Raw genomic sequence first — 25267 nt, 5'->3', positions numbered from 1 at the left:
TGGCGTCGACAATAGAGGCATCTAGAATACCTCTTTACGGAGTCGCCCATGTCCGCGTCGTTGTCACCGCAAACCATCACCATCGTGAAGGCCACCGTTCCAGCCCTGGCCGAGCATGGCAGCGCCATCACGGGCGCGATGTATCGTCGGCTCTTCGAGGACGCGGAGATCGCTGCGTTGTTCAACACAGCCAATCAGGAGAACGGCGCACAGGTCCATGCGCTCGCGACCGCCGTCCTTGCCTACGCTCGCAACATCGAGAATCTTGGTGCGCTCGGGCCTTCGGTCGAACGGATCGCACAAAAGCATATCGGCTACGCCATCAAAGCCGAGCATTATCCCTACGTCGCAACAGCCCTGCTTGGCGCGATCGAGGAAGTGCTAGGCGACGCTGCCACTCCGGAAATCCTTGAAGCTTGGGGTGAGGCATATTGGTTTCTCGCCAATATCTTAACCGGGCGCGAAGACACGATCCGCGCCGAGATCATGACCCACGAAGGTGGGTGGACCGACTGGCGCAAGTTCGTCGTCGCTGAGCGTCGGCCGGAGAGCGAAGGCATTGTGTCGTTCATTCTCAAGCCCGTCGATGGTCGTCCAGTGCTGCGCCATCGCGCCGGCCAGTACCTCACGTTCCGCTTCGACGCTGCGGGCCTGCCCGGTTTGAAACGTAACTTCTCAATTTCGTCCGGCCCGAGCGACAATCATTATCGCATCACCGTGAAGCGGCAGGCGGACGGGGGTGCGTCGGCGTTCCTGCACGATCACGGTTTCCCCGGCGTGATCGTAGAAACTACGCCGCCTGCCGGTGACTTCTTCCTCGCGGACGTGCCGGAACGCCCAATCGTGCTGCTGTCTGGCGGTGTGGGACTGACGCCGATGGTCAGCATGATGGAAATGATTGCGGAAGCGCATCCTGGCGCACGGGTCTGGTACGTCCACGGCACAGCGAGCCGCGAGGCGCACGCTCTCGACGCCCATATCCGCGAATTGGCCGGTCAGCATGGCGGTACGAAGGTCCACACCTTCTACGAACGACGCGGCGAGGCAGACGATGCGGAAGCCGGGCTAGTCACGGTCGACTGGTTGAAGGCCAATACGCCGTTCGACCAAGCCGACTTTTACCTATGTGGTCCGCGTCCCTTCCTGCGCTCCTTCGTTCCCGGCCTGATCGGGGCGGGCGTACCATCGGGACAGGTTCACTACGAACTGTTCGGTCCGACTGACGAAGCGTTTGCGGCATAGGAGGCCAGAATGCTCAACCGGCTCAAGATGACGCTCCCCATCGTCCAGGCACCGATGGCCGGTGTCTCAACGCCGACACTGGCCGCAACGGTGTCTAATGCGGGCGGGCTAGGATCGATTGGGGTCGGCGCGACCGACGCCAACGGCGCACGCGCGATGATCGAGGAAACCCGCGCGCGCATCGATCGCATCGACGGTGCCTTCAACGTCAACCTGTTCGTCCACGGCAGCGCCACGGCCGATCCGGAGCGTGAACGGGCGTGGCTGGAATGGCTCGCGCCGTTGTTTGCCGAGTTCGACGCCGAGCCGCCCAAGGCGTTGCGGACGATCTATAAGAGCTTTGCCGACGATGCCGACATGCTGGAAACGCTGCTCGCGCTGAAACCTCCCGTCGTCAGCTTCCATTTCGGCTTGCCGTCTGCCGACGCGCTTTCCGCTCTGCGCGCGCGCGGGATCTACCTGCTGGCGACTGCCACCAGCTTGGAGGAAGCGCATGCGATCGAAGCGGCCGGTATCAATGCTATTGTGGCGCAAGGTATCGAGGCAGGCGGACACCGGGGCGTCTTCGATCCGGCAAAGCCCGACGATGCTCTTGGTACGCTTGCGCTGACGCGCCTGGTGGTACGGAAAACCAAGCTCCCTGTTATCGCTGCCGGCGGGATCATGGATGGGGCGGGCATCGCAGCCGCGCTCGACCTCGGCGCGATTGCAGCGCAACTCGGCACGGCGTTCGTAGCCTGTCCGGAGTCCGCCGCTGACGATGCCTATCGTACCGCATTAAACGCTCCGGGAGCGTATCACACGACAATGACACCGTTGATCTCCGGACGCCCCGCGCGAGCGATTGCCAACCGTTTTACGGCATTGATCGAGCAACTCGCCGAGCGCCTGCCACCCGACTATCCCATTGCTTACGACGCCGGGAAAGCTCTCCATGCTGCCGCCAAAGCGCGCGGTGAACATGGCTTTGGTGCACAATGGGCGGGACAGGGCGCGCCGCTGTCGCGCGCCCTGCCTGCTGCCACCCTTATTGAAACACTTGCGCGCGAGCTGAACGCCGTCCGCAATCGGAAGGACCAGTAATGCCGCTGCTCAACATCCATATCGTCAAGGGCCGCCCTGCAAAGGCCGTCGCCGAATTGCAGCAGGTCATCCATGAAGCGATGGTAGAAGCGTTTCAGGTGCCGGTCCGTGATCGCTATCAGATCGTCACTGAGCATGAAGCCACCCACCTCGTCATGGAGGACACCGGCCTTGGCTTCGAGCGCACCGAACAGCGCGTGCTGATCCACATGACGACGCGCCCGCGCTCGCAGGAAATGAAGCAGGCCTTCTACCAGATTGTGACGCGCGGCCTCGCCGAACGCTGCGGTGTTGCGCCGGAGGACGTGATGTTTTCCGTGATCGAGAATAGCGACGCCGACTGGAGCTTTGGGTTCGGCACAGCGCAATTTCTTTCGGGCGATCTTTGAACGAGCGAGGCCCTTTCGATCGTGGGGGACGCGAGCACCGCAAGGAAATCGTCCGGTTTTCTGGTGCTCTACAACTACCCCCGCTGCGCCTGGTCCCGTCGCCAGAAAACTCAATTCCGAAATCAGCGCGCGCTTGGTCCACGACGGCCGGCTTTTCTCGTGGTTTCGGTTATCGCGAGCGGGCGGATCAGCAATGTGGGTCTGTCGCACCGATTGTGGTTTGCGTCTCAGTGATCGTGCGCCTGCCGCGTCGAACCGTCTCACGCAATGTGAGCCGGAAAACGACCCTTATTGCAGTTCCGGGCGATCATCATTGCGAGATGGGGTGGTTGCCGCCCTCCCAGACGGCATCGCGATGTGCCAGAAAAGTGGAGTTTGAGGCCACTGAGCAGAAAGGACGGCAACCGTGACAAACGATACGATGATCGGGGTGGATTTGGCAAAGTCCGTTTTCCAGGTGCACGGCGCCTCGATGACGGGCGAGCTCAGATTTCGCAAAAAGCTATCGCGACAGAACTTCCCCAAGTTCATGGCCGACCAACCCCCGGCAGTGGTCGTGATGGAGGCGTGTGGCAGCGCGCATCACTGGGCCAGGGAGATGGTCCGGCTTGGTCATGAGGTCAGGCTGATCGCGCCGCATTACGTGAAGCCGTTCGTCAAACGTCAGAAGAATGACGAGGCCGACGCGGAAGCGATCGTGATTGCCGCGCAGCGGCCGGAAATGCGCTTTGTTCAACCCAGGACCGCCGATCAGCAGAGCAGTGCCATCCTGTACCGCTCACGGCAGCGTCTCGTCCGCCAGCGTACCGAACTCGTGAACGCGCTCAGGGCCAGTCTTTACGAATATGGCCACGTCGTTCCGTTGGGCATCCAGCATATCAAGCGCATTCGCGAGATAGTGGAGGCCCCGAACAGTGATCTGCCCGCGCTGATGCGGGAGGAATGCGTGGAGATGCTCGATCAGATCAGCGAACAGACGGACCGGATCGCGGGCCGGACCGCAAAGATCAAGGCGTTGGCGGCCGCAACGGATAGTGCTCGACGCCTGCAGACCGTTCCGGGCGTTGGGCCACTAACGGCGATGGCGGTGGAAGCCTTTGCGCCACCAATGGAGAGCTTTCGCAAGGGCCGGGATTTTGCGGCTTGGCTCGGCCTGGTCCCTCGCCAGTTTTCCTCGGGCGGCAAGGAAAGGCTTGGTCGCATCACCAAGGCGGGACAGGCCGATATCCGACAGATGCTGATCATCGGAGCAATGTCGCGGCTGAACTGGATGGGGCGAAAATCGATCCCGGAAGGTTCGTGGCTCGCTGGCATGCTGGGTCGCAAGCCCAGAATGCTCGTGGCGATCGCCCTGGCCAACAAGATGGCTCGGCAAATCTGGGCCATGCTGACCAGAAATGAGAATTATCGAGATCCGGCGCTGGCTATGACTGCTTGATATCAGAGTAGTCCATGCCACGCGGATGAAGGGAGTGTGAGAAGGCGACGACCCGAATGGGCAAAATGATCGAACAGATCTAGATCAGGAAAACCAGTTAGCGGCTCCGAGCTTCAAGCTCTCTTGCGAGATTTGGACCTGATCTGCGGATCACCATACCGGCCAGCGGTCTTTCGAAAATGCCGCGCATACAGGCCTTACAGAAGACCGCGCTCGATCACTCGCACATTGGTGTAAAAACCCTCTTGCATCACGGGCGGCAACCACAGAAGCCGCTACATATAGGTGGCGTGACAGAGGAATGCCTGGGGCAATCTCGACACGTTCGGCGGCACTGCGCAACCGCCCGAACTCCAGAGCCATCGAAGCCTCCCGGGGTTCTCCCACACCCAGCGGCTCGACGACATTGACGTGCGCCATCTCCATGATCTGCCATAACAGGCGCGCGAGACGCGGGATTGCGACCCCGCGCGTCCGGTCGTCTGGCTCGTCGTCTTCCGGTAGCTGCGAGAGCTTCTCCGGTGCGAGCCGGTGGGCGGAGAAGAGACCCTCCGGCTCGTTGATCGTGCGCGGTGTCGCGGTTGCTTTTTCGCGGATGCGAGGCGGGGCTTGTTCGCGGAAAAAGGGACAGTCGACGTGGTGCTCGGGTCGACGCTGACGGATGCTGGTGAGGCGGCGCAGGTAGTAAGTCTCGGCCTCTGACAGGTAAGCGGGTGATAATAGCGGTGGATCAGCGCCCTCCCCGAGGCAGTCGCACGCGATCCACTGATGATGGTCGCGTGCCTTTACGACCATGATAACCGAGGCGCGGTGATCGCTGTCCTCACCATCCCCGCTGTACCAGCGCACCAGGGCGTGCCGCACGACGTCTGGGACGCTCGTGCGTGACGCAAGCCCACGAGTGTCGCGAGGTACGAGCCACATAGGTGCGATCATATCCGAAGATCAGAGGGAGAAAAGATGTCGTTGAACACTTGCATGGTCGCAGATGTTCACGTTACGTTCGGCTGACAGAGGAGTAGGTCATGAAGCTTCAAGATTTCACCGGGCCGATCGATCTCGATCTGACGCTGCGCGATGCCTCGCTTAATCCCGATATCCGCGGCACGCGGCGCGCCATCGCTGCGGCCTCGATGGGTGTGGAGCCGGAGGACGCTTATTACTCGGTACGGGAGCTTCGCGAGGCATGCGAATGGATCCACGAGGGCGACCCTGCCGGTAAGGCAAAGCTGGCGCAGATCCTCGGCAACGGGTGCGACGATTACCAGCGGTGCATCTACTACAATCTCGCTGGCCGTGGGGTGTGCGTACTGATCGATGACCTGTTGTGGCTGGAGGCGCTGCTGCTCGGACGCGGTCGGGTGGCAGGCTATCTCCATCGCGGCAAGCTGCCAAAGCGGCTTTCCCAAACGCCCTATGTGGCAGCCGAACCGGACGGGCCGCTTGGCCGTTTCGAGCCGCAATTCGCAGTTGGGGCATCCTGGTCGCACGATCCGGGTCCGGAGTACGACCCCGTCGATCGTCCCGCAAAGCGTGGGCGCCCCGCGTAGGACTGAAGCCTTTCAGGCAAAAAAGAGCGGTCCGGCATTGGTTGCCGGACCGCTTTGTCTATCAAGGATCTGTTCTAGTTTCGCTCGCAGGCGAGACGTTCGCCGCGACGCCACTTCTCGGGATCGATCCACTTGCCAGCATGAGCGCCGCGCTTGTTGGTTCGCGCTTCGTCGTAGGCGCTCATGTACCGGGCGGCGCGATCTCGATCGCGGCTGAGATATTTGGTCGCCGGCACGGCCCATCCCTGTGAGATGAGTTGTTCACCGAGATCAGATCCGTTCACGTCCACGACGGCGACCGGCCGGCCATAGCTGCTGTTGCCGACCAAATGGATCGTCGCCTCGCCGGAGCGCAGCATGCGCGCGGTCGCGTCCTGAGCAAGCTTGCCGCAGGGGTAACAGCCGCTGGCAATCTCGCAGAGCTGCTTCCGCTCGAACGCGTCGGCCCCGGAGAAACGGAAGTCGATGCTGACGGTATCGCCATCGAGTGCGCGGGCTCGCCCGGTAAGATCGTGGGCGAGCTCAGCCTGGGGTTCAGCCGCGCCACATGCCGCAAGGGTGATGACCGCAAGGAGAAGTATCGTTCTCATGCGTAACGCAGTTCGAGTTCGACGTTGGGACCATCGACAAGGGCAGGAACGACCTGGAACGGCTGCAGTATGTCTCCAGTGCGCACAACCGAGACGTGGCGCGCTCCTGCGGCAAACATGCGGGCGGCGACCGCCTGCGCATTGGCGCGGCTGCATAGACGCGAGCGTTTCGGACTCAGCGGGGCGGTGAGGTTATCGTGGCGAAGCATGGGTTTGATCCTGATGCTGGACGGCGTGGCGATCAACCGAACACCGTCTTGTGGACGCGGGTCTGGGTCGGTGGCGGTACGATAGTCCACGGCATGTCGCGCAGACCGGAAATACGATAACCCGCATAATCGCAACCGAGCTTGGCGAGCGCGATTTTCCGACCGCGCTTGTGAACGACAAAGTCGGTGCCCTCGTATCCGTCGACGAACTTGATTGGGTGCGGCAGTCGGATGTGCATGCCATGCTCGAGCGGGCGGTCCGTTCGCCGGGCAAGTCGATCGAGGCAGCGTCGTCGCCAGTTGAGCGCGGACGGGTTGTCGGTGTCGCCAAGCAGTGAGAGGATCCGCTCGGGGCACTCGGCCTCGTTCGGACCCATGGTCTCGTCCAGTCGGGTAGGGTTGGTGCTGCTCAAAGAGTCAGCCCTGACCCCCCCGCCGAACCGTACGTGCAGCTTTCACTGCATACGGCTCTCCGCTGCGATAATACCATTCATGTTCCGGGTATCGGACAAGCGTCCACGGTGTAGGTCAACATGACACAGGTCGCACAGGACTCTCGTCCTGCGTGACCGCGCAGCCTTCATCTCCGCAGCGAAACCACGTTGTGCAATATCGGCCAACCCTTCGACGTGATGAACCTGACACGGACGGTCCGTCCGCCCGCACGCCGAGCATTGCTTGGCGTTCTGACGATCGACTCAATCCGTCCGTGAATGGGAATAGATTTGAGTCCGCGGTGGGATATCCACCTTGGCCTTATCTACCCACCCACGGTCCAAATACATCAGCTTCCAGACCTTAACCGACCGAGGCTGGCCGTCGACCAAATAGTCGACGCGATATTCCTGCCCCGACCTCATACGGGCGGCAACAGCACGTACGCTACTCTTGTGCTTGCTGGCCATGGTTTTGAACATACTCCAGCGTTGGATGAACTCTAGCCTGTTGAGCTTTTGCTTCACGTCCCTCGCCAAGGCGTAATAATTCGCAAACCCCCGTAGTTCGGCATTATATGCAAGGACGATCTCGACATCGCTACAGCTAAGAAGGATGTTTCGATGCTTGGCCTTCAATACAGCCATGTCACCATACCCCTTCCTTGCGGCAAACCCGAAAACCTTCTCCCAAGGAACGCTGAGTTGCATCACCTCTGACGGAGGCCGACGGCTGAAGTGCTGCGAGCCGCGCTGGCTCCGCACTGTCCATTGACGTCCCGTATAGGTTCGCACCTCGTAACCGAGGAAGGCAGCTCCATCGCTCGCCTTTCGAATACCGCTTTTCTCCTCGGATACGCTCAGTGCCAACTCGGTGGTCAGGAACGACCCAACCTCCGCGAAGATACGTCGTGCATCGTCTTTGCTGCCGATCACACCGATAAGGAAATCATCAGCATACCGGCAGTAGCGAAGTCGGCGATATCCGGCGTCCATGGCGTCTCGCGACGGCAAGGTACGCATCTGTTTCGACAAAGCTTTGATCTCGAAGATTAAGACCTCGATCGCTGCCAAGTCAGCATTATCGCTGGCCTGTAGACGCTTGAGCCGCGCTCGCCTTTTAGCGATGCGTGCTGCCACTCTCCCGTACTCCGGGTTCGTGGCACGGACCTTTCCCTTCTCGAAGGCGGCTATCCGGCCTGCGATGAACTCATCGAGCTCATGCAGGTAGATGTTTGCCAAGATTGGAGACACGATCCCGCCCTGTGGAGTGCCGCTGTAGGTCGGATTATGCGTCCGCCCCTCCATGACGCCCGCCTTCAGCATGTCACCGATCAGGCCAACGAACTTTTCATCGTCGATCCGTTTCCGCAACAGCTTGAGCAGGACGTCATGGTCAATGTTCTCGAAGAACCCAGCGACATCCACGTCAACAAGCCATTTCACGCCCGTCCAGACGGCTTTAACGTGTTCAAGCGCCGTGTGACAGGATCTCCTCGGCCGGAACCCATGCGAGGCGTTCGAGAACACCGGCTCATAGATCCTTTCGAGGAGTTGGCGCGCCACTTCCTGGACGAGGCGGTCGTCGCGCGTGGGTATCCCCAGCGGACGCCGCTTACCCTTGCCTTTCGGGATGAATACCCGACGCACTGGTTTCGGTTTGTAGGCTCCAGCCACCACACTGGCGATCAATGGGTCGAGGTCTTCAGGACCGAAGTCCGCGAAGGTCTCGCCATCGACACCCGGCGTCATCGCCCCCCGATTGGAGACGATCTTCTTGAGTCCCTGCTCCCAGAGAAGCCGAGACCCCATCAGACGATGAAGCCCATTTACTCGTTTGCCCGACGCTGCCAGCGTCGGAATGGCCTCCAACCGGGCCATCACAGTTTCAGGTAGCATCAGCACACCCCATGATTTCGGTTGAAGTATCGCAACTGCCGCCCTTCCCCCGGCGGTCTCCGCTTTCGGCCCGGTCGCCCGTTCCTTATGCGGATGCACCGTCTCCCCGACTGGGAAGTTGTCCCAGGCATTACCCCGGGCGTTTGAGTACTATGGCGGCTCCGTACCCATGCAGGTCGGCCGAAGCCGCCTGTTTAGGGCATCCCGTAGTTACACTGATCGGAGATACGACGCGGTTAGGTGTCCCGTTCATCCACTAAACCCCTCGACGAGAGGCGCGCCGGACGGGCTGAGGAGCAAAGAGCCAAGACATGAGACTCTTGCCATCGTCCGGGACTGGCGTGTCAGTCGCTTTCGCCAGCTTCCGCTATATAAAACGCTGCAGACTGGGATTTAAGCAGTGTAGCTTTCACCTTACGCGTCTTGCCCTGACCGGCATCGCTCCTTTACGACTGGAGCGCCTTCGGCCTTACTCCAAGCATGCTGTTGTCCCCTGTCCGTTTCCGGATTTCAGGTCTTTCGAACCCAAGGTTAGCTTGGCGGGCAGAGGTTTCCTCAACTTACCTCATCATTACTGATACTCCTTTCAGCGCCACAACGGCGCACTATCCTTATACGCAAAGACGTAGCCGTCTTTCGCGCGGGGGTTCCAGCTAACTAGGCAGACCACGGCGACGGTGGGCTCGTCGATGCCGTCGTTGCTGGGGGTCACGGCTGCGTACCAGACCTTGTTGCGGAGGCACGACGAGGCGACGACACGCAGTGCCCTGCCCTTACCTTCCGTATCGCGTCGATCGAATGTGAACTGTGCATCGAGGTAGCCCTTGGGCGTCGAGTGGGGGGCCATCGACGACATTGGCATGCTGAGCCAACCCATGGAGTGCTCCTTTCGGGAGGAATGTAGGGGCAGGATCGATCAACCGGCGAGAAGCGCTTGGGCCTGTACCATCGGCGTCAGCCGCAGTTCTCGACGAAGCCGTCCGGCGAACTTTTCGGTTGCGAGGAGCTCGCGGGCCATGGCGTATCGGGCACGATCGCCCAGGTGATCGTGACGGCCGCGGACGCGGCGGTAGTTCACCTCGTGGCCTGGACCGAGTGCGGTAAGCGAGAGTTGCACCCGGACCTCGTCGGTCTGCAGCGTGATCTCGCCCGATTGCGAGACATGGCCACGGTTCGATCGTAGGTCGAAGTCGCCCTCCCTCAGCCCCAGTGCGACAGCCAGGCGGTACAGGGCAGCTCGTCCCTCAACATGGAAGAGGTTCTTGGCGGCCTCGTCGTACGCGACCCCCCGAATAGCGAGTGTGGCGAGCGCCGGGTGTTGCTTCAATTCGGCGATCTTGTCTTCGCAACGACGCCTGAGGAGTGTGTCGTCCGAGCCCGCACCGGCTATGTGGCCCAGGTGACGGGCGAGAAGCAGCACGCCGGGATCGGCATCGAACGGCACGCCGGCGTTTCGGCAGTCGTCGATCGCGGTGGTGACGGCATGGAGGGCGGCGACGATTGTCGTCAGCGCGCTGGGATCAAGCGCCTGCTGATGACGGAAAGCGACGTCGTAGGGCATCTCTGAGGTCTCCCGAGCGCCCAATTGCGCTCGAAATCTCGCTCCCCCTTCCCTCTACTCCGACTGGATGTTCGGCCGCGCCTCAAGGCTGTCGGCGACCTCGTCAAGGAGAGCTGCATCAATCTCCTCGCCAGGCTGCAAGGGACGCAAACCGCGTTCTGAATCGATCGCACCCTGCAGGAGACAGGCGGCGCTGGACGCACCGTCGCCAGCTGCGTCGTAGAGCGACAGCGCCCGTGTCATCAGTTCGAGACGAGTCGTCATGTCTGCTCCGGGAGATCAAGGATGCGTGGGGGTGGCGTAGCAGTTGCTACATCACTCCGAGCGGAAGGCTCCGCGCCCCAATCGAAACGCACCGACGACGGATCCACCATCCCAGTGACCGCCAAGGATGCCGCGTCGTGGCACGCTGCCGACTGGATAACGGCGAGCAGCGAGCAGCCGAGCTCGACGCGTGTCGCGGTCGACAGGCCTGTTCGTCATGAAGTGGGTAGCGAAGCGAAGGGCTAGCATGGGTCACCTCCTATCGAGCCTGATGCAAGTGTTCATGCCTTTCACAGCATAAGGCCCAGCGGATCGCTGGAACGGCGGGCGGCGTCGAAGCCGCGGTGCCAAGCGCTGGCACGGCGGCTGCCGGCACGGTAGCAGCAGACCAGATTGCCCATGACCTGGGCGCGCCAGCCCGCCTTCTCAGCCTCCCATTCCGCGTCGGGCGGACCCGACGCGAGCAGGGCCAGAACATTGTATGTCACGGCCCGTTGTTGAGCTCGTCGGCAGCGATCATGATTGTGATCGCTGCTTCCAGGGCGGCTTCATCGTCGTTCACGACCCGCGCGGCGGGCTTTTGCCGCTGGACAGCCGATGCCACAGCCGCGACCGATCGGCCCTTCAGCGGGTATGACCAGACCTTACCGGCCTCGATAACGACCAGCTTGGTGCGGAAGGCGCGCCGCAGCCGCTTCGTCTCCTCGATCCGGGTCATCAACGCGGCGACCTCGAACTCCAGCGTGTGTTTCAACACCGTGTCGCCGATGCGCGTGGGCGCGCGATTGTCGGCAAGCCACGCGTCGACGTTGGCTTCGCTGACCTGACCGACCGGGTGAAACATGTCGGCTGCGCCGTGGCCATGGTTCGAGGCGAGGAAGGCGCGCTGCCCATCCACCCAGACCTCCGCGGTGTAGCAGGCTGTCTCCTCGGAGAGTGCAGCGATGATCTTCAGCTTTCGCAGCTCGATGTGCATGTCGAGGGCTCCTGAGAGGTTGCGCGGTCATGCCGCGAGGGCTTGCATGTTGCGGGCGTCGGCCCCTTCGCCAGCAGCGTTCTTGAGCCAGGTGACGGCCTGCTCTGCTTTGGACGCGGCTTTGATGATCGCGCTCGAATCCCCTTTGAGGATACGCAGCCAGTGGTCGATGTAGCTGGCGTGATTGTCGTGCAGCTCGCCCGGCAAGCCGAGGTCGGCACAGATGAGGCACTGACCAATCGATGCGACAAGTTCCTCGAACGCGTAGGCTTGGTCGCCGAACTTCTTGCCGAACTCTCGGTCGAGCCGCGATTGGGCGCCCGAATAGTGCACGTACTCGTGACCGAGCGTGCTGGCATAGTGATCGTCCGAGCGGAACATCGTTCGATGCGGCATCTGGATGTAGTCGCCGATCGGCGAGAAGAACGCCTGATCCCCGCCATGGCGTACGGTAGCGGGCAGAGCGTCGAAGAACCCGTCGATAGCGGCCCGATGCACGCTTTCGATCCGCGGTTCGGGCGGAGCAGAGACCGGATAGTAATAGACCGGTAGTCCGTCGATCTGGTCGACGTTGAAGACGGTGTACGAGCGCAGGAAGCGAACGCTCTTGTTCGCCTCTTCGCCGGTCACCCGGTCTGTCTCGGTCTTGGAGAAGCTCGAGAAGTAGACGCTGTGCGAGCCGTGTTCGCCACGGCGGACCTGGCCACCCAGCTCCTCGGCCTGACGGTAGGTCATCCAGGTTCGCGCCGAGTAGCCGCAGGCGTCGCCGATCGCCCAGAGGTAGAGGTTGTTGATTCCGGTGTACGGCGTTCCGCAATGTCGCAGCGGTCGACCGCCGGCACCGGTCAGGCCCCACGGGCGAGACCACGGCAGCACGCCGGCTTCGAGTTTCTCGATGATCAGGTTCGTGATCTCGGCGGCGACATCGCGGCGAGGCTTGTCGGAAGGTTTGCGACGGAAAGTCATGTCGGGATCTCCCCAGAAACGGAAAAGGCGGCCGCCCCGGTGTCGAGGCGGCCGCTAGTCGGGCCCGAGATGGGCCAGGCAGCGTGTGGACGGCGGACCTATTCGGCCGCGATTAGCGTCGCATCGTCGTTGACGGGCTCGAGTGCGTCCTCGTGATCGTCGTGGCCGTGGTCCGCGAGCTCCTCGAGGGGATCGTCGCTGGTGAGACCGCCCTCGGCATCGCCGGCGTCCTCATCGTCGAGGGTCTCGTCAATGTCCGCGTCGCCAAGCGAGGAGACAGCATCGAAGCGCATTGCATCCGGAACCCAGGCAAGAGCCGCTTCCTTGGTCTCCGCCTCGGTGATGGCCTCGCCCGCGAACAGCTTTTCGCACGACGTCGAGATCTCGCCCTTCTTTGAGCCGACGTAGCGTGCGGCGAGCACCGGCCCCCCGACCTCCGTGAGGAGAGCAAGCAGCGTACCTTTCGACACGCGGTCGAAGAAGTTCGCCGATGTCGGCCGCCACCACTTGGCAACGTCGATCTCGAGGATCGATGCGAGACGGCCGTGTAGCGGGTTGGTTTTTGCCGAGCTGTAGTCCGGCTTCGCCTCGAGCGACGATGCGACTGTGACCGCAAGCCAGGATGCCTTGGCGTCGTCATCCAGCGCGCGGAACGCCTCGAACCTCTCGACCGGGCTGGCTGCCGTGGTCCAGTCGCTGACCAGCGCCTCACGCGCCTCACCGATCGCGAGCTGTGCCTGGGTCGCCGGCTGGTCCTTTGGCATCTGGGGATCCTGCGGGCGCCCGGCCGTGATCGTCGTGCCGTAGCGACTATAGCTGCGACCTTGGTCCGCCATGGCGAACAGCATGTAGTCGAGAGCCAGGGCGGGATCGGCAAGGATCGATGCCGCGAGGATATCGCGGCGCTGCACCGCGAGTTCGTCATGAAGCCGCGCACTCAACGGCTTGCCGCCAGGTGCAACCGCCTCGGGCGGCAGCGACGAGGTGTCGCGAGCGCTGCGGCTCGAGCTGGTCGCACCGTCGCCGGTTGCACCTTTCAGCGGCGTTTCGCTGAAGTACGTGGACTCGAGCGTCATTTTGCCGTCGCGGCCGAGCGTCAGGAAGGTGCCGACCTTGCCCTTCATCTCGTCGGCCAGCACGGGCGGTTTGGAGTGGAGCGCCTGATATTCCTCGCGGAGCCGCTCGAACTCCTCCTCGAGCGCTGCGTACGCCGCTTCTTCGAGATCCTCGTCTGCCATCTGCTCCTCGAGTGCCTCGCAGCGCTCGACGATGGCGTCGGAGCGTGCCGCCTCCTCGTCGTCGAGGGGTGCCGGCTCGAGCGTGACGCGGTGCAGGTCCGCGGTCGCGCCGTACAGGCTGGTGTTCGCGATCGGGCGAACCCAAGCGAGCCCCTGCTCCTCACCGACGCGCTTTGCCTCGGCCTCCATGATGGCAGCCGCGAGGGTTTGGGCAAGTTCCGGATCTGACCAACGGTCACCATCCTCGCTGAAAAGGTCGCACTCGACCTTGCCGCCTGCGGCGACGTAGGCGTCGGCGCCGACGAGCATCGCGACAGGATCGCTCGCCTTCATCGTGTCGTTCGCGATCGCGCGGCGGATCTGATCGGCGTTCACGTAGGAAGAGTGACCATACTGCTGGAAAACGCGCTCCTGCTTGGCCTTGTCCTCGGTGGAGCCGTAGGCCTTCGCCATTTCCAGCGTGATGCGCCCCTCGCTCAACGCTTCGAAAATCGGCTCGGCGAGATTGGCAAGCCGGAGTCTCCCCTCAATGAAGCGCCGGGTCTGTCCGAACCGGTTTGCGACCGCGTCGATGTCACCGTCGGATTTGAGGAAATGCTGAAATGCGACGCACTCCTCCGCCGCTGTCATCGGCTCGCGCTGGAAGTTCTCGGTGAGCGACACCTCGCGCAGATCCGCGTCGTTGCCCGAGACGATTTTGACCGGCACGTCGTAGGTGGCCGCGTCGATCTCACCGGCATCGGCGAGCATCATAGCGCCGAGATAGCGCCGATCGCCGGCGATGATCTCGTACGTGCCCTTCGGGCGTGCGGCGGTGACAAGGAGGTTCTGCATGATGCCACGGGCACGGATGCTCGAGGCCATCGCCTCGATGTTCCGCGGCGGCGTAGTACGGACGTTCTTCTCGGAGCGCTTCAGCTTTGCGAGTGGCACGGTCTGGGTCATCGTCGTCTCCATCGGGTGCCCGGCCGCGCGACGTCTCGCCGCACCCCAACCGGACACCCTCTCGCTCCCCCTCTCCTTCCCTGTCTCGGGCGCTCCTGTGCCCGCGCTCGTGCGCGGGTGGCTGATGTGGAGCGCTCTTGCGACGTTGGAGGCGTCGACGTCATCGAGGTCTGAGCATACGCTCCAGAACCGCGGCAGCCTCGGGCACCGGCACGAACACGCGTGTTTTGTAGGCGATCACCTCGGTGAAACAGCCGATCGACTTGAGCCAGGCGAGTTGGTTGGCGGGAGGGCCGACGATCTCGATGCGTGGTAGGCTATTCACCCGCGCGCGCTTGACCTCGCAGGCGAATGGACGCTTCAGCGGAATGGCATTGCCGCTCTCGACCGCCTGCACGACCTCGCTCGGCGACAGCGAGCTCTCCTCGGTAAGGCCGAGCTTGCCGAACAGCTGATGAAGGTCCCCGGGGAACACGATGCGTCCAAGCCAAGATCTCCCGTCGGCGTCGACGATCCGGCTGACAGCCAGATGCGTACTGGGAAGCGCGGACCAGATTGGTAGAAGAAGCCCCGTCGCGAGCCGGATTGTCTCGGTGTCGACGTGGTTGCGGGCCTGCTCTTCTTCCTCCGCCCACGCCTTGGAGAAGGTATCGCGAGGGCATTCCTCCCAGGCTGTCTCATAGAGGTCGTCGGCAGCCAGGTACTCCCGGCGCGTTGGCCGCATCAGTTCGATGCGCGCCACGGGCATGCCATCCTCTGTCATACCAGCCCGCGCAGGCGTCTTGAGGGCGACCTTCCCGGATTTCGCGTTGCGCACGAACACCGCGGTGTCGTCGGCATCCACCAGGCGCAGTACTCGGTCGAGCGACACCGGGTGGCGACGCCGGGTTACCTCGATAGTGAGCAGATGCGAGGTCGCGCCGCTGACCGTGTCCGTCCGCAGGACCCGATCGTCGAGAACGGTCGCGGTTTCCACCAGCATGGTCTCGACACCGACGTCGAGAGTTCCCGCCTCACGCGCGGCCGCAACGCGCGTTTCGACCAGTGCGAGAAACTCGTCGAAGATGAGGTTTTGCAGGCCGATCGGCAGCGCCAGCAGACGGTTGAGCCAACGCTGGATGGGCGGAAGCTCTTCCTTCAGAACACCGTCCTGGTCGGTCAGTTCGAGCCCGGTGCGGTGGGTGAAGTCCTGCAGGTTGGTGCTCTTCAGCTTCCCGCTTCGGAGCAGGTGATACCAGCTGATCAACGCTGCCTTGGCGTACTCGCTTTCAAGATTGTCGGCAGGATCGAACAGGTTTTGCCCGCCGGTCTGACGCTGCCCGCGGGTTAGCGCACCGAGGCTGTCGAGCCGACGGGCGATGGTGGAGGTAAACCGCAACTCACCCTTGCAGTCGGTGGTGACGGGGCGGAACAGCGGTGAGCAGGCTTGGTGCGTACGATGGGTACGACCAAGCCCTTGGATCGCGCGGTCGGCGCGCCAGCCCGGCTCCAGCAACAGGTGGACTCGCTGCTCCTGGTTCGCCGCGTCAAGGCTGGCATGGTAGGATCGTCCCGTCCCGCCCGCGTCCGAGAAAACGAGGACCCGCTTGCTTCCCGCCATGAACGCCGCAGCGTCGGCCTGCGTCGAGCGCCCCGATCTTGTCTCGAGCTTTTGGGTGCCGTTTGCAGCCGGGACAAGGCGCTTCGTCCGACCGGTCACTTCAGCGACGGTATCGTGGCCGAAATGGGTAAGGACGCCGTCGAGAACCGCGGCGATCGGCGGGAGCGCGCAAAGCTGTTCGATGAGATCGTCGCGGGCCGCTTCCGCCTCGGGGTTAGTGACCGAGTGACCGTCGTCGTCGATGAGCGGACGTGAGCGCACCTCGCCGGTATCGTCACGGTAGTCGCGCATCTGCTGCACCGGAAAGGCGCGGGTCAGATAGTCGATGACCGCCTCGCGCGGCGACAAGTCGATATCGAGCTCCGCGCGCTGATCGGGAGTGAGTTCGCCTAGGCGTCGATTGAGGATCGCCTCGGCGGTGCTGACGAGTTGAAGGACGACCGACTGGCCAGCATCGAGATGCTGGCGAACGGCTGCGAGCACGGTTGGCAGCTTGCAGGACAGGAGCAGGGAGCCGAAGAAGCGTTGCTTGCAGCTCTCGAAGCGCGATCGCGCTGCCGCCTTGGCGCCGGCATTCTTGGTCGCACCGTCCAGTGCGTCGACGACGCCGGTGATCTCAAGCGCCTTCTCCATGTTGCGGTGGATGATACCCCAGGCGTCGGCGTAGCGATCATACACGTCGATCTGATCGGGGGTCAGCTCGTGTCGCAAGATGTCATATTCGACACCTGCGAAACTTAGCGCGCGCGCCGTGTAGAGGCCGGTTGCCTTGAGGTCACGTGCAACGAGCTCCATCGCCGCGATGCCACCCTGGCGTATTTCGGAGATGAACGCTTCACGGTCGGCGAACGAGGTTTCCGGTCCCCAGAGTCCAAGCCGAACGGCATAGGCGAGGTTGTTTACCTCGGAGGCGCCGGTGGCAGAGGCGTATAGCACACGGGCGGCAGGGAGACGGTTCTGGAGGAGGACGCCGGCGATGCCTTGCAGTGAGCCTGCTTTGGTGCCCATTGCCCCTTCGCCGCCGGCAACCCCGCCCATCTCATGAGCCTCGTCAAAGGCGATCACGCCATCGAAGTCGTCTGCTGCCCATGCGATGATCTGTTCGAGCCTCGAAGCGTCGCCCCGACCCGATCGCAGCGTCGGATAGGTGACGAACAGCACCCCCTCGCTCATTGTGACGGGCTCATCGATCTTCCAGCGCGACAGCGGCTGCACATCTGCCGCCATGCCGCCAAGCGCCGTCCAGTCGCGTACAGCATCCGCATGGAGTGCCTCATTCTTTGACACCCAAATCGCTTTGCGTCGTCCAGCCAACCAGTTGTCGAGGATGATGGCAGCAACCTGGCGACCCTTGCCCGCTCCCGTGCCGTCGCCAAGGAAGAAGCCTTTGCGGTACTGGCGGCCGGCAGCGTCGAGAACGAGACCGACCCCTTCCTTGTCGCAGGTGAACATGCCCGGGATGAACTGCGTCCAGGCGTGACCGGCGTAGACGACGGTTTCGAGCTGCGACGACGACAGAAGGCGTTCCGATACGGTCCGTTCCGGCAAATGTGGGATGTGTGACGGAATCGGCGCTGGAATGGAACCCATGGCCACGGACTCGACCAGCGACGTCGGGTGCTCCCCGGCCGCCTCGAAGACGATCCGGCTGGGGCGGTACGGCAGATAGACGCCGACCTGCTCCGCGATCGGCGCTGGTGTCTCGAGCACTTGGTAGCCGACCGGCAGTACCTCGTTGCGGGTCGGCGCGCGGAAGATGCGCGGCGCTACAGCCGGCCGCGATTTCATGGCTCGTAAGAGCGAAACGGCCCCTCCCCGCTTAACTGGGGTCCCCAGGGCTTCGATTTGTGGCGATCCCCGCTTCGGGACGATAAGCGCTTCGATCAGTTCACCGACGTTCCGGCGCGATATCGTGACGGTCGTGGTATCACCCACTGCCTTGTCGATCACGTACAGCCGGACCGAGACCCCGGTCCCGTGTTTTCCATAGCCGTTCGTCAGGCGGATCGAGGTTCGCAGCGCCATGCCGGCGAACGTCATGGCCCAGATATCGGCCATCCGTGCGGAGTTGGCGAACCAATCCGGCATGACGGCGACCAAGCGCCCTCCCGGCAGCAACCGCTTCAAAGCAGCCTGGAGATGGCGGACGGCCGCAAGCGCGTCGGAGCCGCGGCCGACGGATCGGGAGAACGGCGGATTCATGAGGATGAGGCTTGGACGGGGCAGATTGGTCATTGTGCTGCCGATCGCCGCCCCGTCGTGGCCGGAAACCTCGGCACCGGGGAAGGAAGCGGCAAGCCGCGCGCGCCGGGCAGGGTCGATCTCATTGAGGTGCAGAGCAGCCACCCTCGGTAGTTGGGCGACAAGCAGACCGTTACCTGCGCTCGGTTCGAGAACGACGTCGGTCGGCTGCGCCGCGGCAAGCAGGACCACAACCGCCGCGATGTCGACAGGCGTTGAGAACTGCTGCCAGTCGATTTGATCCTCGCTGCGTACAGTCTGCGTCGGCAGGCGGTCGAGCAGGTCTAGGGCGAACTGGATGTCAGCCGGTGACTGCAGCGCCGGAGCGCTGCTCACAAGGTGGAGTGCGAGCGCATGTTCGAGGACCTCGAAGCTGTCACGCTGGGTCCAGCACCCGTCAGCGTCGGTGCCTCCATAGGCCGCAACCATCGCGTCGTTCAGGTCTCGGCGGCTGAGCTTCGTATCGCCGCTGAAGAGCGGCAAGAGGCTGCGCGCGGCGTCGGTGCAAGCGGATGCACGGTCATCTTTGGGGTCGAACAGGTCGGTCATGGTGCGGGTCTCCGGGACTGGCTGCGTGCTGCAGCTCAGTCCCCCGCTCCCCCTCCCCTTCTCAGCCCTTGGGCTTCAGTACGTCGGCCCAGTCGCCGTATTGTTGCGGCGGCGCCATGCGGGCGAGCGTCAATCCGCGTTCCCGATAGGCGCGCCAGGCCTTGGTTCGCGCTCGACGTCCTTCGGGATCGTTGTCTTCGGCGATGATCAGCCGTGTCACGTCTGTCGGGATCTGAATGCGGTCGAGCCGCGCCGCTCCGAGGGTCGCCCAGCACGGTATCTGGTTGATCTGGGTGAAAGCAGCGGCCGTCTCGAAGCCTTCGGCGAGAGCGAGCGTGTCGCCTGTCCTACTGCCACACCACGCGCCCGCACCAGGAGTGCCAAGCATCACCTTGTCGAGATAACCGCCGTGCGCGACGTCCAGGAAGATCCGTTGGATCGCCCGAAGAGTGTTGCCCTCGTGGACTGCTACAATGAGCGCCGGGAGAAAGCGGGTCGAAGGCTTGGGACCCCACGGGCACCGGGGATGAAACCGGAGGTTTTCGAGGGGCAAGCGGAGCCCGCGGCTGGAGAGGTATTCAGCAGCTGGCGTGGCGTCGACCGGTAGCCCCTCGTGCCAGATACGGCCGACGTTGCTTCCGCTGGACACCCTTCTCGAGGGAGGAGGATGAAAGCTCGTGGATGGACGCACCCGAGAGATCTCGCGGAGCACATCGCCTGGATCGCACCCAGCGAAGCAATGAACGAGGATCCCGTCGTGCCCCTGTCTGACGGACAAGCTGGGATCGCGGTCCTCGTGCGCGGGGCAGCGGCACGTCGCGATATAGCCACGCCAAGTGCCGCCAAGGGCACCTACAATGTCGACGACGCGCTGGGTTGGTCTGAGGGCAATCAGGGACATTCCCGTCTCCTTTCACCCCCTTTCACCCCCTCCCCTTCCTACAGAAAGGCACATTACCGCTTCTACGAGTAGACGGCGAAGCGTGAAGCCGATAAGCCGCTTTTGCAGTTTGCAGGTTTTACGATTACACGCTTTCACGGAAGGTGGCTTGGCCATGATAGTCGCATTGCTCAATCAGAAGGGTGGCGTCGGAAAGACGACGCTTAGCGTCAATCTAGCCTCCAGTTTGGCGCGCGATGGGTCGCGCGTCTTGCTGATCGATGCGGATCCGCAGGGCAGCTCGCTTGACTGGGCCGCTGCCCGCCAGGATCAACCGATGATCTCGGTGGTCGGTTTTCCTCGCCCCACGATCCATAAGGAACTGGATCAGATCGGCCATGGATATGACCATGTCGTCATCGACGGTCCTCCCCGGGTAACCGAACTGGCACGATCGGCGATCATGGCAGCAGACGTGGTGTTGGTTCCCGTCCAGCCCTCGCCGTACGATATCTGGGCAGCCGACGAGGTGGTGAAGCTGATCGTCGAAGCTTCAGTATTTAAGGAAGGGCTGAAGGCCACATTTGTGGTAAATCGTAAAGTCGCAAAGACGGCGATTGGGCGGGACGTGGTCGAGGCGCTGGCAGCTTATCAGATCCCAACCATGACCGCGCAGATCGTGCAGCGGGTGGTCTTCGCCGAAGCGGCTGCAACGGGGCGCGCCGTTTTCGAGATCGACAGCAAGAGCGCGGCCGCAACGGAGATAGAGGCTGTCCGCGCCGAACTGATGGAGTTCGTGGCATGAGCAAGAAAGTGACCATCGGGCCGCGGCCGTCGATCGCTGCAGCACCGCCCGCGGAGGCCGACGCTTGGGTAGGGGCCGGTGCGGAGAAGGCGGCGGAGCCGCGCGCCGCGGACGTTAAGATGAAGCGGCTTACGATCGACATTCCCGAAGGCCTGCATCGCGCGATCAAGTCGCAGTGCGCCATGAGGGGTACAAAAATCGCTGATGAGGTACGCGACCTCCTAATCCAGAAATACGACGCGTCGTAAAGGCGTAATTCCGGTTATCCGTAAAGCCTGCGATACGGGAACACGAAAGGGCGCATCGTCGTATTTGCGGGAATCTGGGTAGCCAGCTTTCCGCAAAAGCCGGTCCGCAGTGTTCGCCGCGCTGCAGGCCTCGATGAACCGCATCGTCGAACGCTCGTCGACAGGGTAATTTTTTTCCACGTTGACCACGCTCGGCGATGCTGGCTGTTTCGCGCAATGAAGCACATCGGCGCGCTAAGATTTGTCACAGGCTTGGTAGCGGCATCTGCCGTTACCGGACCGGTTGTCGCTTCACAGCGCCAGGCGGAACTGGTCGCGTTCCGAGGCTTATCTGATGGCGTCGTGATTGAGGTCGGACGGGCGACTGCAAAACCGCCAACCGTTGATCTCGCGGAACAAGGCGTATCGCCGACTGCGTTGCAGAACGATTTTCAGAGCATCGCAGGTCTCGAGCAGGCGCCGGCCGTTCCGGAGGTCCCAAATCCGCCGATCGCGATCCCGCTCTGGATGCAGACGGGGAGGGTGATGACCGGCGCTGCGCAGGTCGCTCGGAGCATCGTGGCTCCGTACATGTACAGCCCGGCCGCCTGTTCGATGACGCCTTACCATCCTCGTGGCGATCTGGTGCCGTGGCAGGAGGCACGCCGCGCGCGGTATTTCCCGCTGATCTCGGCGGTCGCCTGTGAGGCCGGCGTGCCAACCGGGCTCCTCGATGCGCTCGTCGCGCAGGAGAGCCGCTACGATCCTCTGATCGTGTCCAACAAAGGTGCGGTTGGTCTGACCCAGTTGATGCCCGACACAGCTCGCGGCCTGGGTGTCTTCGACTCCCGGGATCCGCTGGCCAATCTAAGGGGAGGGGCCAAGTACCTTCGATCCCATCTCGATGAGTTCAAGCGGGTAGACCTCGCCCTGGCAGCCTACAACGCCGGCCCCGGTCGGGTCCGGACCTTAGGCCGGATCCCACCATTTCGGGAAACGATCGACTACGTTGCTGCTATAACCAAGGGGTGGAGCAGCGGCGCCTACAGAGCCGCGTCCGTGCAGACCGCTGCAATGCCGATCGCCGCAACATGGCGGGGCAGGGGGGTCCAGATGCTGGCTTATACGTCGACGAGCGTGCCGAACCCAAGGTAATGAGCGAAGTAGAGCGCGATACCGAGGATGGCCGGCGCACCTAGGAGGTAGTTGAGCTGCCAACGGACCCACATCCGCGGCGCCACAAGGACCTTGTCGAGCACCGTCGCGGTCGGAAGTCGGCTAGTTCCGGAACGATAGTCGTACGCCGTCTTGATGACAGCGAAAACGGCACACATCGCCACCATGACGCCGACGGCGGCATAGAGGGAGAGCCAGGCCTGGAGTGTCGCTTGGGGCATGTTGACCACCTAGCAGCAAGATGCTGACGATCGCTTAACCTTCCTAGCGCCGGTAAGTTACCAGCGGTCACCCGACAAATCGACGGCGCGATCGCTTGGAGGGGAGGGGGAGGGGGCGTCATCAGTGCGCGGCCATTCGCTCGGTCCTAAATCCCCAGAGGGTCTTCTGAAGATCGAGCTCTCCTCTTTTAGCTCTTGCGATCATCCCCGCATAGTAGGCGCCGGCGGTGAGGCGGATCTCGTTGCGAGCTTCCCGCTCGGCTGTAATCATCACCGCGACCGCGGCACCGTCACGCCCCAGCGTGTCGATTGCGTCGACCCAAGTTCCCGAGCGGATGCCAAGATCCTGCCGCAACCGCGCGGCAGCGTTGTGGGCGTCGGACCAGCTTGGCCTCGTCTCCGTCAGATACATCGCCGTCGTCGGAAACATGTCGGCTAGATCGGAGGGCCGTACCTTGAGGATGCTCTTGGACGGGGAGGGAGGGAGCACCGCCTGGTTTGGAACCCCCACCTCAGGGTCAGAACTACATCCTCGATCAGCTTGTACGGACTTTTTAGAGGGAATGGTTTGTATATGTATGCAGGGAGATTCTGCTGACCCCGACGGGTTATTTTCAACTGAAAACATGAACTGATCGATCGTCTCGCCAACAAGGTCCTCGACCCCGCTTAGGCTGTCGAGCGCGATTTGATAGCCATCTGCATCGCCCATGGCTTTGGCCTGCGCTGCTGCGAAGGCAGCTGCATCGATCGCGTCCTGCAATGCCATCCAGTGCGAGCCTGTGAGGTTGAGATCCGCCGCTTGGGCGAGGGCCTGGCCAACGATCCGCCTGACGCGGGCGATCTCCTTCTTGCCGCTCTTGAAGAGCGCATAGAGGGCGTTGAGCCGATCGCCGGCGTCTTTCAGTTCGGCATAGCGCAGTCGGATCGGTGACAGATCGAGACCGTAGGCCTCGACGATAACGCCGTCACGGTTCCGGAAACCGCTCCGCCGTCCCGATGCGCTGTCATGGCCGAGAATAAGGCCGGCAGCGCGCAGCTCGCGCAGCCGTGCCTTGATGCAGGCCACGGTCTTCCTGACCTCGTCGGCTAGATGTTGGTTGCTTGGCCAGACGACCAGCGGGCGATCATCCGTCCAGTCGGCCTCCCAGGTGAGCTGCACGAGGTCCATCAACGTCTCGATTGCGCCGTTGCTGACACCAATCGCGCCTTTCAGCGCCTTCACGGCCCTGCGCGCATCCTGTTTGGAGACCTGGATGCCAGTCGCGTCGACGACCTTCATCCGGCGGGTGAGCTCGCGTGTCAGCGCCGTGATCGGCCGCGCGCCGGTGCGGCCCGTGAAAGCGGTTTGGGTATAGGTCATCGTTCGCCCCCTCGAGTGGAGGGACCGTCAGCAGGCAAAACTCGTGCGTGGCGCGAATCGCGCTCCCTTGAACCTTCCGTCGGAAATGGCTAGATAGGAGGTCTATCGAGTGACCGGTCAGCGTTTGGCGACGCTGCCCATCTAACGGTTCCAGGGTGCCCGGCCTTCGTGCCGGGCATTCGTTTATGTGGCCACGGTCATAGCTCCAGAAATACGACGGTATGTCGCTCGAGCACACTGCCGCAGATGCAAAAGTTAAGGAACAACGAGTATTCGTGGTATCGGCTACGCTTGCCGAAAAAGGTTCGTGGTATCGACTACGCCTGCGCACGTAAGTTCGTGGTATCGACTACGCAGCCAGGCAATCTTCGCGGTATCGACTACGCTTTCGCAGGTAGACAGGACTACTGGTGCGATTCGCAGACATCGACGGCAGAGCGCATTCGGTCGACCGTTGCTGCTAAGCCGGCGAACGGGCCAGATCAGTTGTCCGGAGTAGCTTTCGCTCGCTTCATTGGGGCCGCCACTGTCGGCACCTCCTTTATGACAACGACGTCGTCGAAAACCTTGGCGCTTTTAGACGCTCCGTCTGCCGGTTGAATGGAAAACTCAAAGCCCGGAACTGTGCCGTTTGCGGCCTCAACGACGTAAGGCTTGAAGAGCCGCGTTAGGCTTTGATGGCCAATCTGGTGTTGAAGGTCGCCCAGTCTTATCGATGTCACGCCCGAGAAGCGGAGGAAGCAAGCCACCTCGTAGAGCCTACGGTTGATCGGGCTCAACTGGAAGTAACTGGGCGCATATTGCATGACGCTACGATCCTTGAGGATCGCTCTGAAGAGCCAATCACACAGACGGACGTTCACCGCCTTCAATCGGCGCTCGCCTGTTCGCGTCTTGGTGTATTGGAGGCGAGCCGTCTCGACCCAAGAGAAGAAGCCGGCCTCTCCCTCCCCGCCAGTCTCGATATCTGTCTTGATCTGGGTGCTTTGCAGCCGCTCCAGCGCTTCATACAGTCGCGTGTAAGCGTTCGCAGAGGGGGTAGCGCCGGTGACCCGAAAGAAGTCATTAGCCGTGAACACAAAGTTCTGGCTTACCTCCTCGCCATTCTCGATCTTCGTGGCCATGAGGCTCGCGATGTAGAGGATGACTTCCTTGTCATAGATATTTGCCACACCCTTGTGACCGGGGTTCACCTCAATAGTGATATCCCCGGTGCTATAGGTGAGTGGCTTCATCCACGCCTGCTTCGTCAAGGCGAAGAACGGGTATGCCATCAACGAGAGCTCGCCGTGAACGCCGCCCCGCAGAGGGCTGTCCATGGAAAACAGGTCGCCTTGCATGGGCGCCACTGCACTTTTGTCGGCGCCGGCCGGGGCCTTCGGGCTCGATGTTCGCGGCTCGGCCGCCTTACCCTTGGGCAT

At 62.4% G+C, this 25267-nt stretch carries 25 protein-coding genes and 1 pseudogene; 8 read left to right on the top strand and 18 right to left on the bottom strand.

Features of this window, described 5'->3' with window-relative positions:
- Nucleotides 1-48 precede the first annotated feature (48 nt).
- The 4 genes from hmpA (at nucleotide 49) to E2E30_RS18730 (ending at nucleotide 4152) form a co-directional block, all read left to right on the top strand.
- Nucleotides 49-1242 (top strand): NO-inducible flavohemoprotein, encoded by a 1194-nt coding sequence (gene hmpA / locus E2E30_RS18745; RefSeq protein ID WP_133192214.1) that lies wholly within the window; start codon nucleotides 49-51, stop codon nucleotides 1240-1242.
- A gap of 9 nt (nucleotides 1243-1251) precedes the next feature.
- A complete protein-coding gene (locus E2E30_RS18740; RefSeq protein ID WP_133192213.1) occupies nucleotides 1252-2325 on the top strand; it encodes an NAD(P)H-dependent flavin oxidoreductase in 1074 nt (357 codons plus the stop codon).
- Complete coding sequence (locus E2E30_RS18735; protein ID WP_133192212.1) at nucleotides 2325-2714, top strand: tautomerase family protein; 390 nt, start codon at nucleotides 2325-2327, stop codon at nucleotides 2712-2714. Before E2E30_RS18740 ends, E2E30_RS18735 begins: the two co-directional genes overlap by 1 nt.
- 421 nt (nucleotides 2715-3135) lie before the next feature.
- Nucleotides 3136-4152 (top strand): IS110 family transposase, encoded by a 1017-nt coding sequence (locus tag E2E30_RS18730; protein ID WP_037533488.1) that lies wholly within the window; start codon nucleotides 3136-3138, stop codon nucleotides 4150-4152.
- Between the two features lie 279 nt (nucleotides 4153-4431).
- Here E2E30_RS18730 and E2E30_RS18725 read toward each other — a convergent pair.
- Nucleotides 4432-5076, bottom strand: a pseudogene (locus E2E30_RS18725) (hypothetical protein); the annotation flags it as partial.
- Nucleotides 5077-5177: 101 nt separating this feature from the next.
- Here E2E30_RS18725 and E2E30_RS18720 point away from each other — a divergent pair.
- Nucleotides 5178-5702, top strand: coding sequence for a hypothetical protein (locus E2E30_RS18720; RefSeq protein ID WP_133192211.1), 525 nt, complete (start codon nucleotides 5178-5180; stop codon nucleotides 5700-5702).
- A gap of 74 nt (nucleotides 5703-5776) precedes the next feature.
- Here the strand turns inward: E2E30_RS18720 and E2E30_RS18715 are convergent, their stop codons facing one another.
- The 14 genes from E2E30_RS18715 to E2E30_RS18650 all read right to left on the bottom strand — a co-directional run bounded on the left by E2E30_RS18715 (nucleotide 5777) and on the right by E2E30_RS18650 (nucleotide 20075).
- Entirely contained in the window at nucleotides 5777-6292 is a 516-nt protein-coding gene (locus tag E2E30_RS18715) for a thermonuclease family protein (protein ID WP_133192210.1), read from the bottom strand.
- The gene (locus E2E30_RS18710; RefSeq protein ID WP_133192209.1) at nucleotides 6289-6501 is read right to left on the bottom strand and encodes a hypothetical protein; all 213 of its coding nucleotides are present in this window, start codon (nucleotides 6499-6501) and stop codon (nucleotides 6289-6291) included. The genes E2E30_RS18715 and E2E30_RS18710 overlap by 4 nt, the downstream gene beginning before the upstream one ends.
- A gap of 32 nt (nucleotides 6502-6533) precedes the next feature.
- A complete protein-coding gene (locus E2E30_RS18705) occupies nucleotides 6534-6914 on the bottom strand; it encodes a DUF6927 domain-containing protein (protein WP_133192208.1) in 381 nt (126 codons plus the stop codon).
- 42 nt (nucleotides 6915-6956) lie between these two features.
- Entirely contained in the window at nucleotides 6957-7121 is a 165-nt protein-coding gene (locus tag E2E30_RS21195; protein ID WP_335925475.1) for a hypothetical protein, read from the bottom strand.
- Nucleotides 7122-7199: 78 nt separating this feature from the next.
- Nucleotides 7200-8834: a reverse transcriptase domain-containing protein gene (locus E2E30_RS18700; RefSeq protein ID WP_240699137.1), complete on the bottom strand. Its 1635-nt coding sequence runs from the start codon at nucleotides 8832-8834 to the stop codon at nucleotides 7200-7202.
- A 586-nt stretch (nucleotides 8835-9420) separates the two neighbouring features.
- Entirely contained in the window at nucleotides 9421-9711 is a 291-nt protein-coding gene (locus tag E2E30_RS18695; RefSeq protein WP_133192207.1) for a hypothetical protein, read from the bottom strand.
- Nucleotides 9712-9750: 39 nt separating this feature from the next.
- A complete protein-coding gene (locus tag E2E30_RS18690) occupies nucleotides 9751-10395 on the bottom strand; it encodes a hypothetical protein (protein ID WP_133192206.1) in 645 nt (214 codons plus the stop codon).
- Between the two features lie 54 nt (nucleotides 10396-10449).
- Nucleotides 10450-10659 carry a hypothetical protein gene (locus tag E2E30_RS18685; RefSeq protein WP_133192205.1) on the bottom strand — a complete coding sequence of 70 codons (210 nt, stop codon included), beginning with the start codon at nucleotides 10657-10659 and terminating at the stop codon, nucleotides 10450-10452.
- A gap of 290 nt (nucleotides 10660-10949) precedes the next feature.
- The gene (locus E2E30_RS18675) at nucleotides 10950-11147 is read right to left on the bottom strand and encodes a hypothetical protein (RefSeq protein ID WP_133192203.1); all 198 of its coding nucleotides are present in this window, start codon (nucleotides 11145-11147) and stop codon (nucleotides 10950-10952) included.
- A complete protein-coding gene (locus E2E30_RS18670; protein ID WP_133192202.1) occupies nucleotides 11144-11635 on the bottom strand; it encodes a hypothetical protein in 492 nt (163 codons plus the stop codon). Before E2E30_RS18670 ends, E2E30_RS18675 begins: the two co-directional genes overlap by 4 nt.
- 27 nt (nucleotides 11636-11662) lie before the next feature.
- On the bottom strand, nucleotides 11663-12601 hold the full coding sequence (locus tag E2E30_RS18665; RefSeq protein ID WP_133192201.1) for an ArdC family protein: 939 nt from the start codon (nucleotides 12599-12601) through the stop codon (nucleotides 11663-11665).
- Between the two features lie 98 nt (nucleotides 12602-12699).
- On the bottom strand, nucleotides 12700-14784 hold the full coding sequence (locus tag E2E30_RS18660; RefSeq protein WP_133192200.1) for a ParB/RepB/Spo0J family partition protein: 2085 nt from the start codon (nucleotides 14782-14784) through the stop codon (nucleotides 12700-12702).
- Between the two features lie 160 nt (nucleotides 14785-14944).
- The gene (locus tag E2E30_RS18655) at nucleotides 14945-19174 is read right to left on the bottom strand and encodes a strawberry notch family protein (RefSeq protein WP_133192199.1); all 4230 of its coding nucleotides are present in this window, start codon (nucleotides 19172-19174) and stop codon (nucleotides 14945-14947) included.
- Nucleotides 19175-19235: 61 nt separating this feature from the next.
- Nucleotides 19236-20075, bottom strand: a complete 840-nt coding sequence (locus E2E30_RS18650) for a DUF7146 domain-containing protein (RefSeq protein ID WP_133192198.1) — start codon at nucleotides 20073-20075, stop codon at nucleotides 19236-19238.
- Between the two features lie 154 nt (nucleotides 20076-20229).
- Here E2E30_RS18650 and parA point away from each other — a divergent pair, with 154 nt between their 5' ends.
- The 3 genes from parA (at nucleotide 20230) to E2E30_RS21105 (ending at nucleotide 22241) form a co-directional block, all read left to right on the top strand.
- Entirely contained in the window at nucleotides 20230-20859 is a 630-nt protein-coding gene (parA, locus tag E2E30_RS18645) for a ParA family partition ATPase (protein WP_133192358.1), read from the top strand.
- The gene (locus E2E30_RS18640) at nucleotides 20856-21107 is read left to right on the top strand and encodes a plasmid partition protein ParG (protein WP_133192197.1); all 252 of its coding nucleotides are present in this window, start codon (nucleotides 20856-20858) and stop codon (nucleotides 21105-21107) included. Before parA ends, E2E30_RS18640 begins: the two co-directional genes overlap by 4 nt.
- A gap of 216 nt (nucleotides 21108-21323) precedes the next feature.
- Nucleotides 21324-22241, top strand: coding sequence for a lytic transglycosylase domain-containing protein (locus tag E2E30_RS21105; RefSeq protein WP_240699136.1), 918 nt, complete (start codon nucleotides 21324-21326; stop codon nucleotides 22239-22241).
- On the opposite strand, the gene E2E30_RS18630 is transcribed toward E2E30_RS21105, so the two are convergent.
- The 3 genes from E2E30_RS18630 to E2E30_RS18620 all read right to left on the bottom strand — a co-directional run bounded on the left by E2E30_RS18630 (nucleotide 22208) and on the right by E2E30_RS18620 (nucleotide 25267).
- A complete protein-coding gene (locus tag E2E30_RS18630; RefSeq protein ID WP_133192196.1) occupies nucleotides 22208-22483 on the bottom strand; it encodes a hypothetical protein in 276 nt (91 codons plus the stop codon). The genes E2E30_RS21105 and E2E30_RS18630 overlap by 34 nt on opposite strands.
- Before the next feature lie 121 nt (nucleotides 22484-22604).
- The gene (gene repC / locus E2E30_RS18625) at nucleotides 22605-23846 is read right to left on the bottom strand and encodes a plasmid replication protein RepC (RefSeq protein WP_133192195.1); all 1242 of its coding nucleotides are present in this window, start codon (nucleotides 23844-23846) and stop codon (nucleotides 22605-22607) included.
- Nucleotides 23847-24328: 482 nt separating this feature from the next.
- Nucleotides 24329-25267, bottom strand: coding sequence for a replication initiator protein A (locus E2E30_RS18620; protein ID WP_133192194.1), 939 nt, complete (start codon nucleotides 25265-25267; stop codon nucleotides 24329-24331).

The organism is Sphingomonas sp. AAP5, from assembly GCF_004354345.1.
GTDB lineage: Bacteria > Pseudomonadota > Alphaproteobacteria > Sphingomonadales > Sphingomonadaceae > Sphingomonas > Sphingomonas glacialis.
The sequence above is the reverse complement of the archived record's forward strand: the minus strand, read 5'-3'. Positions and strand labels throughout refer to the sequence as shown.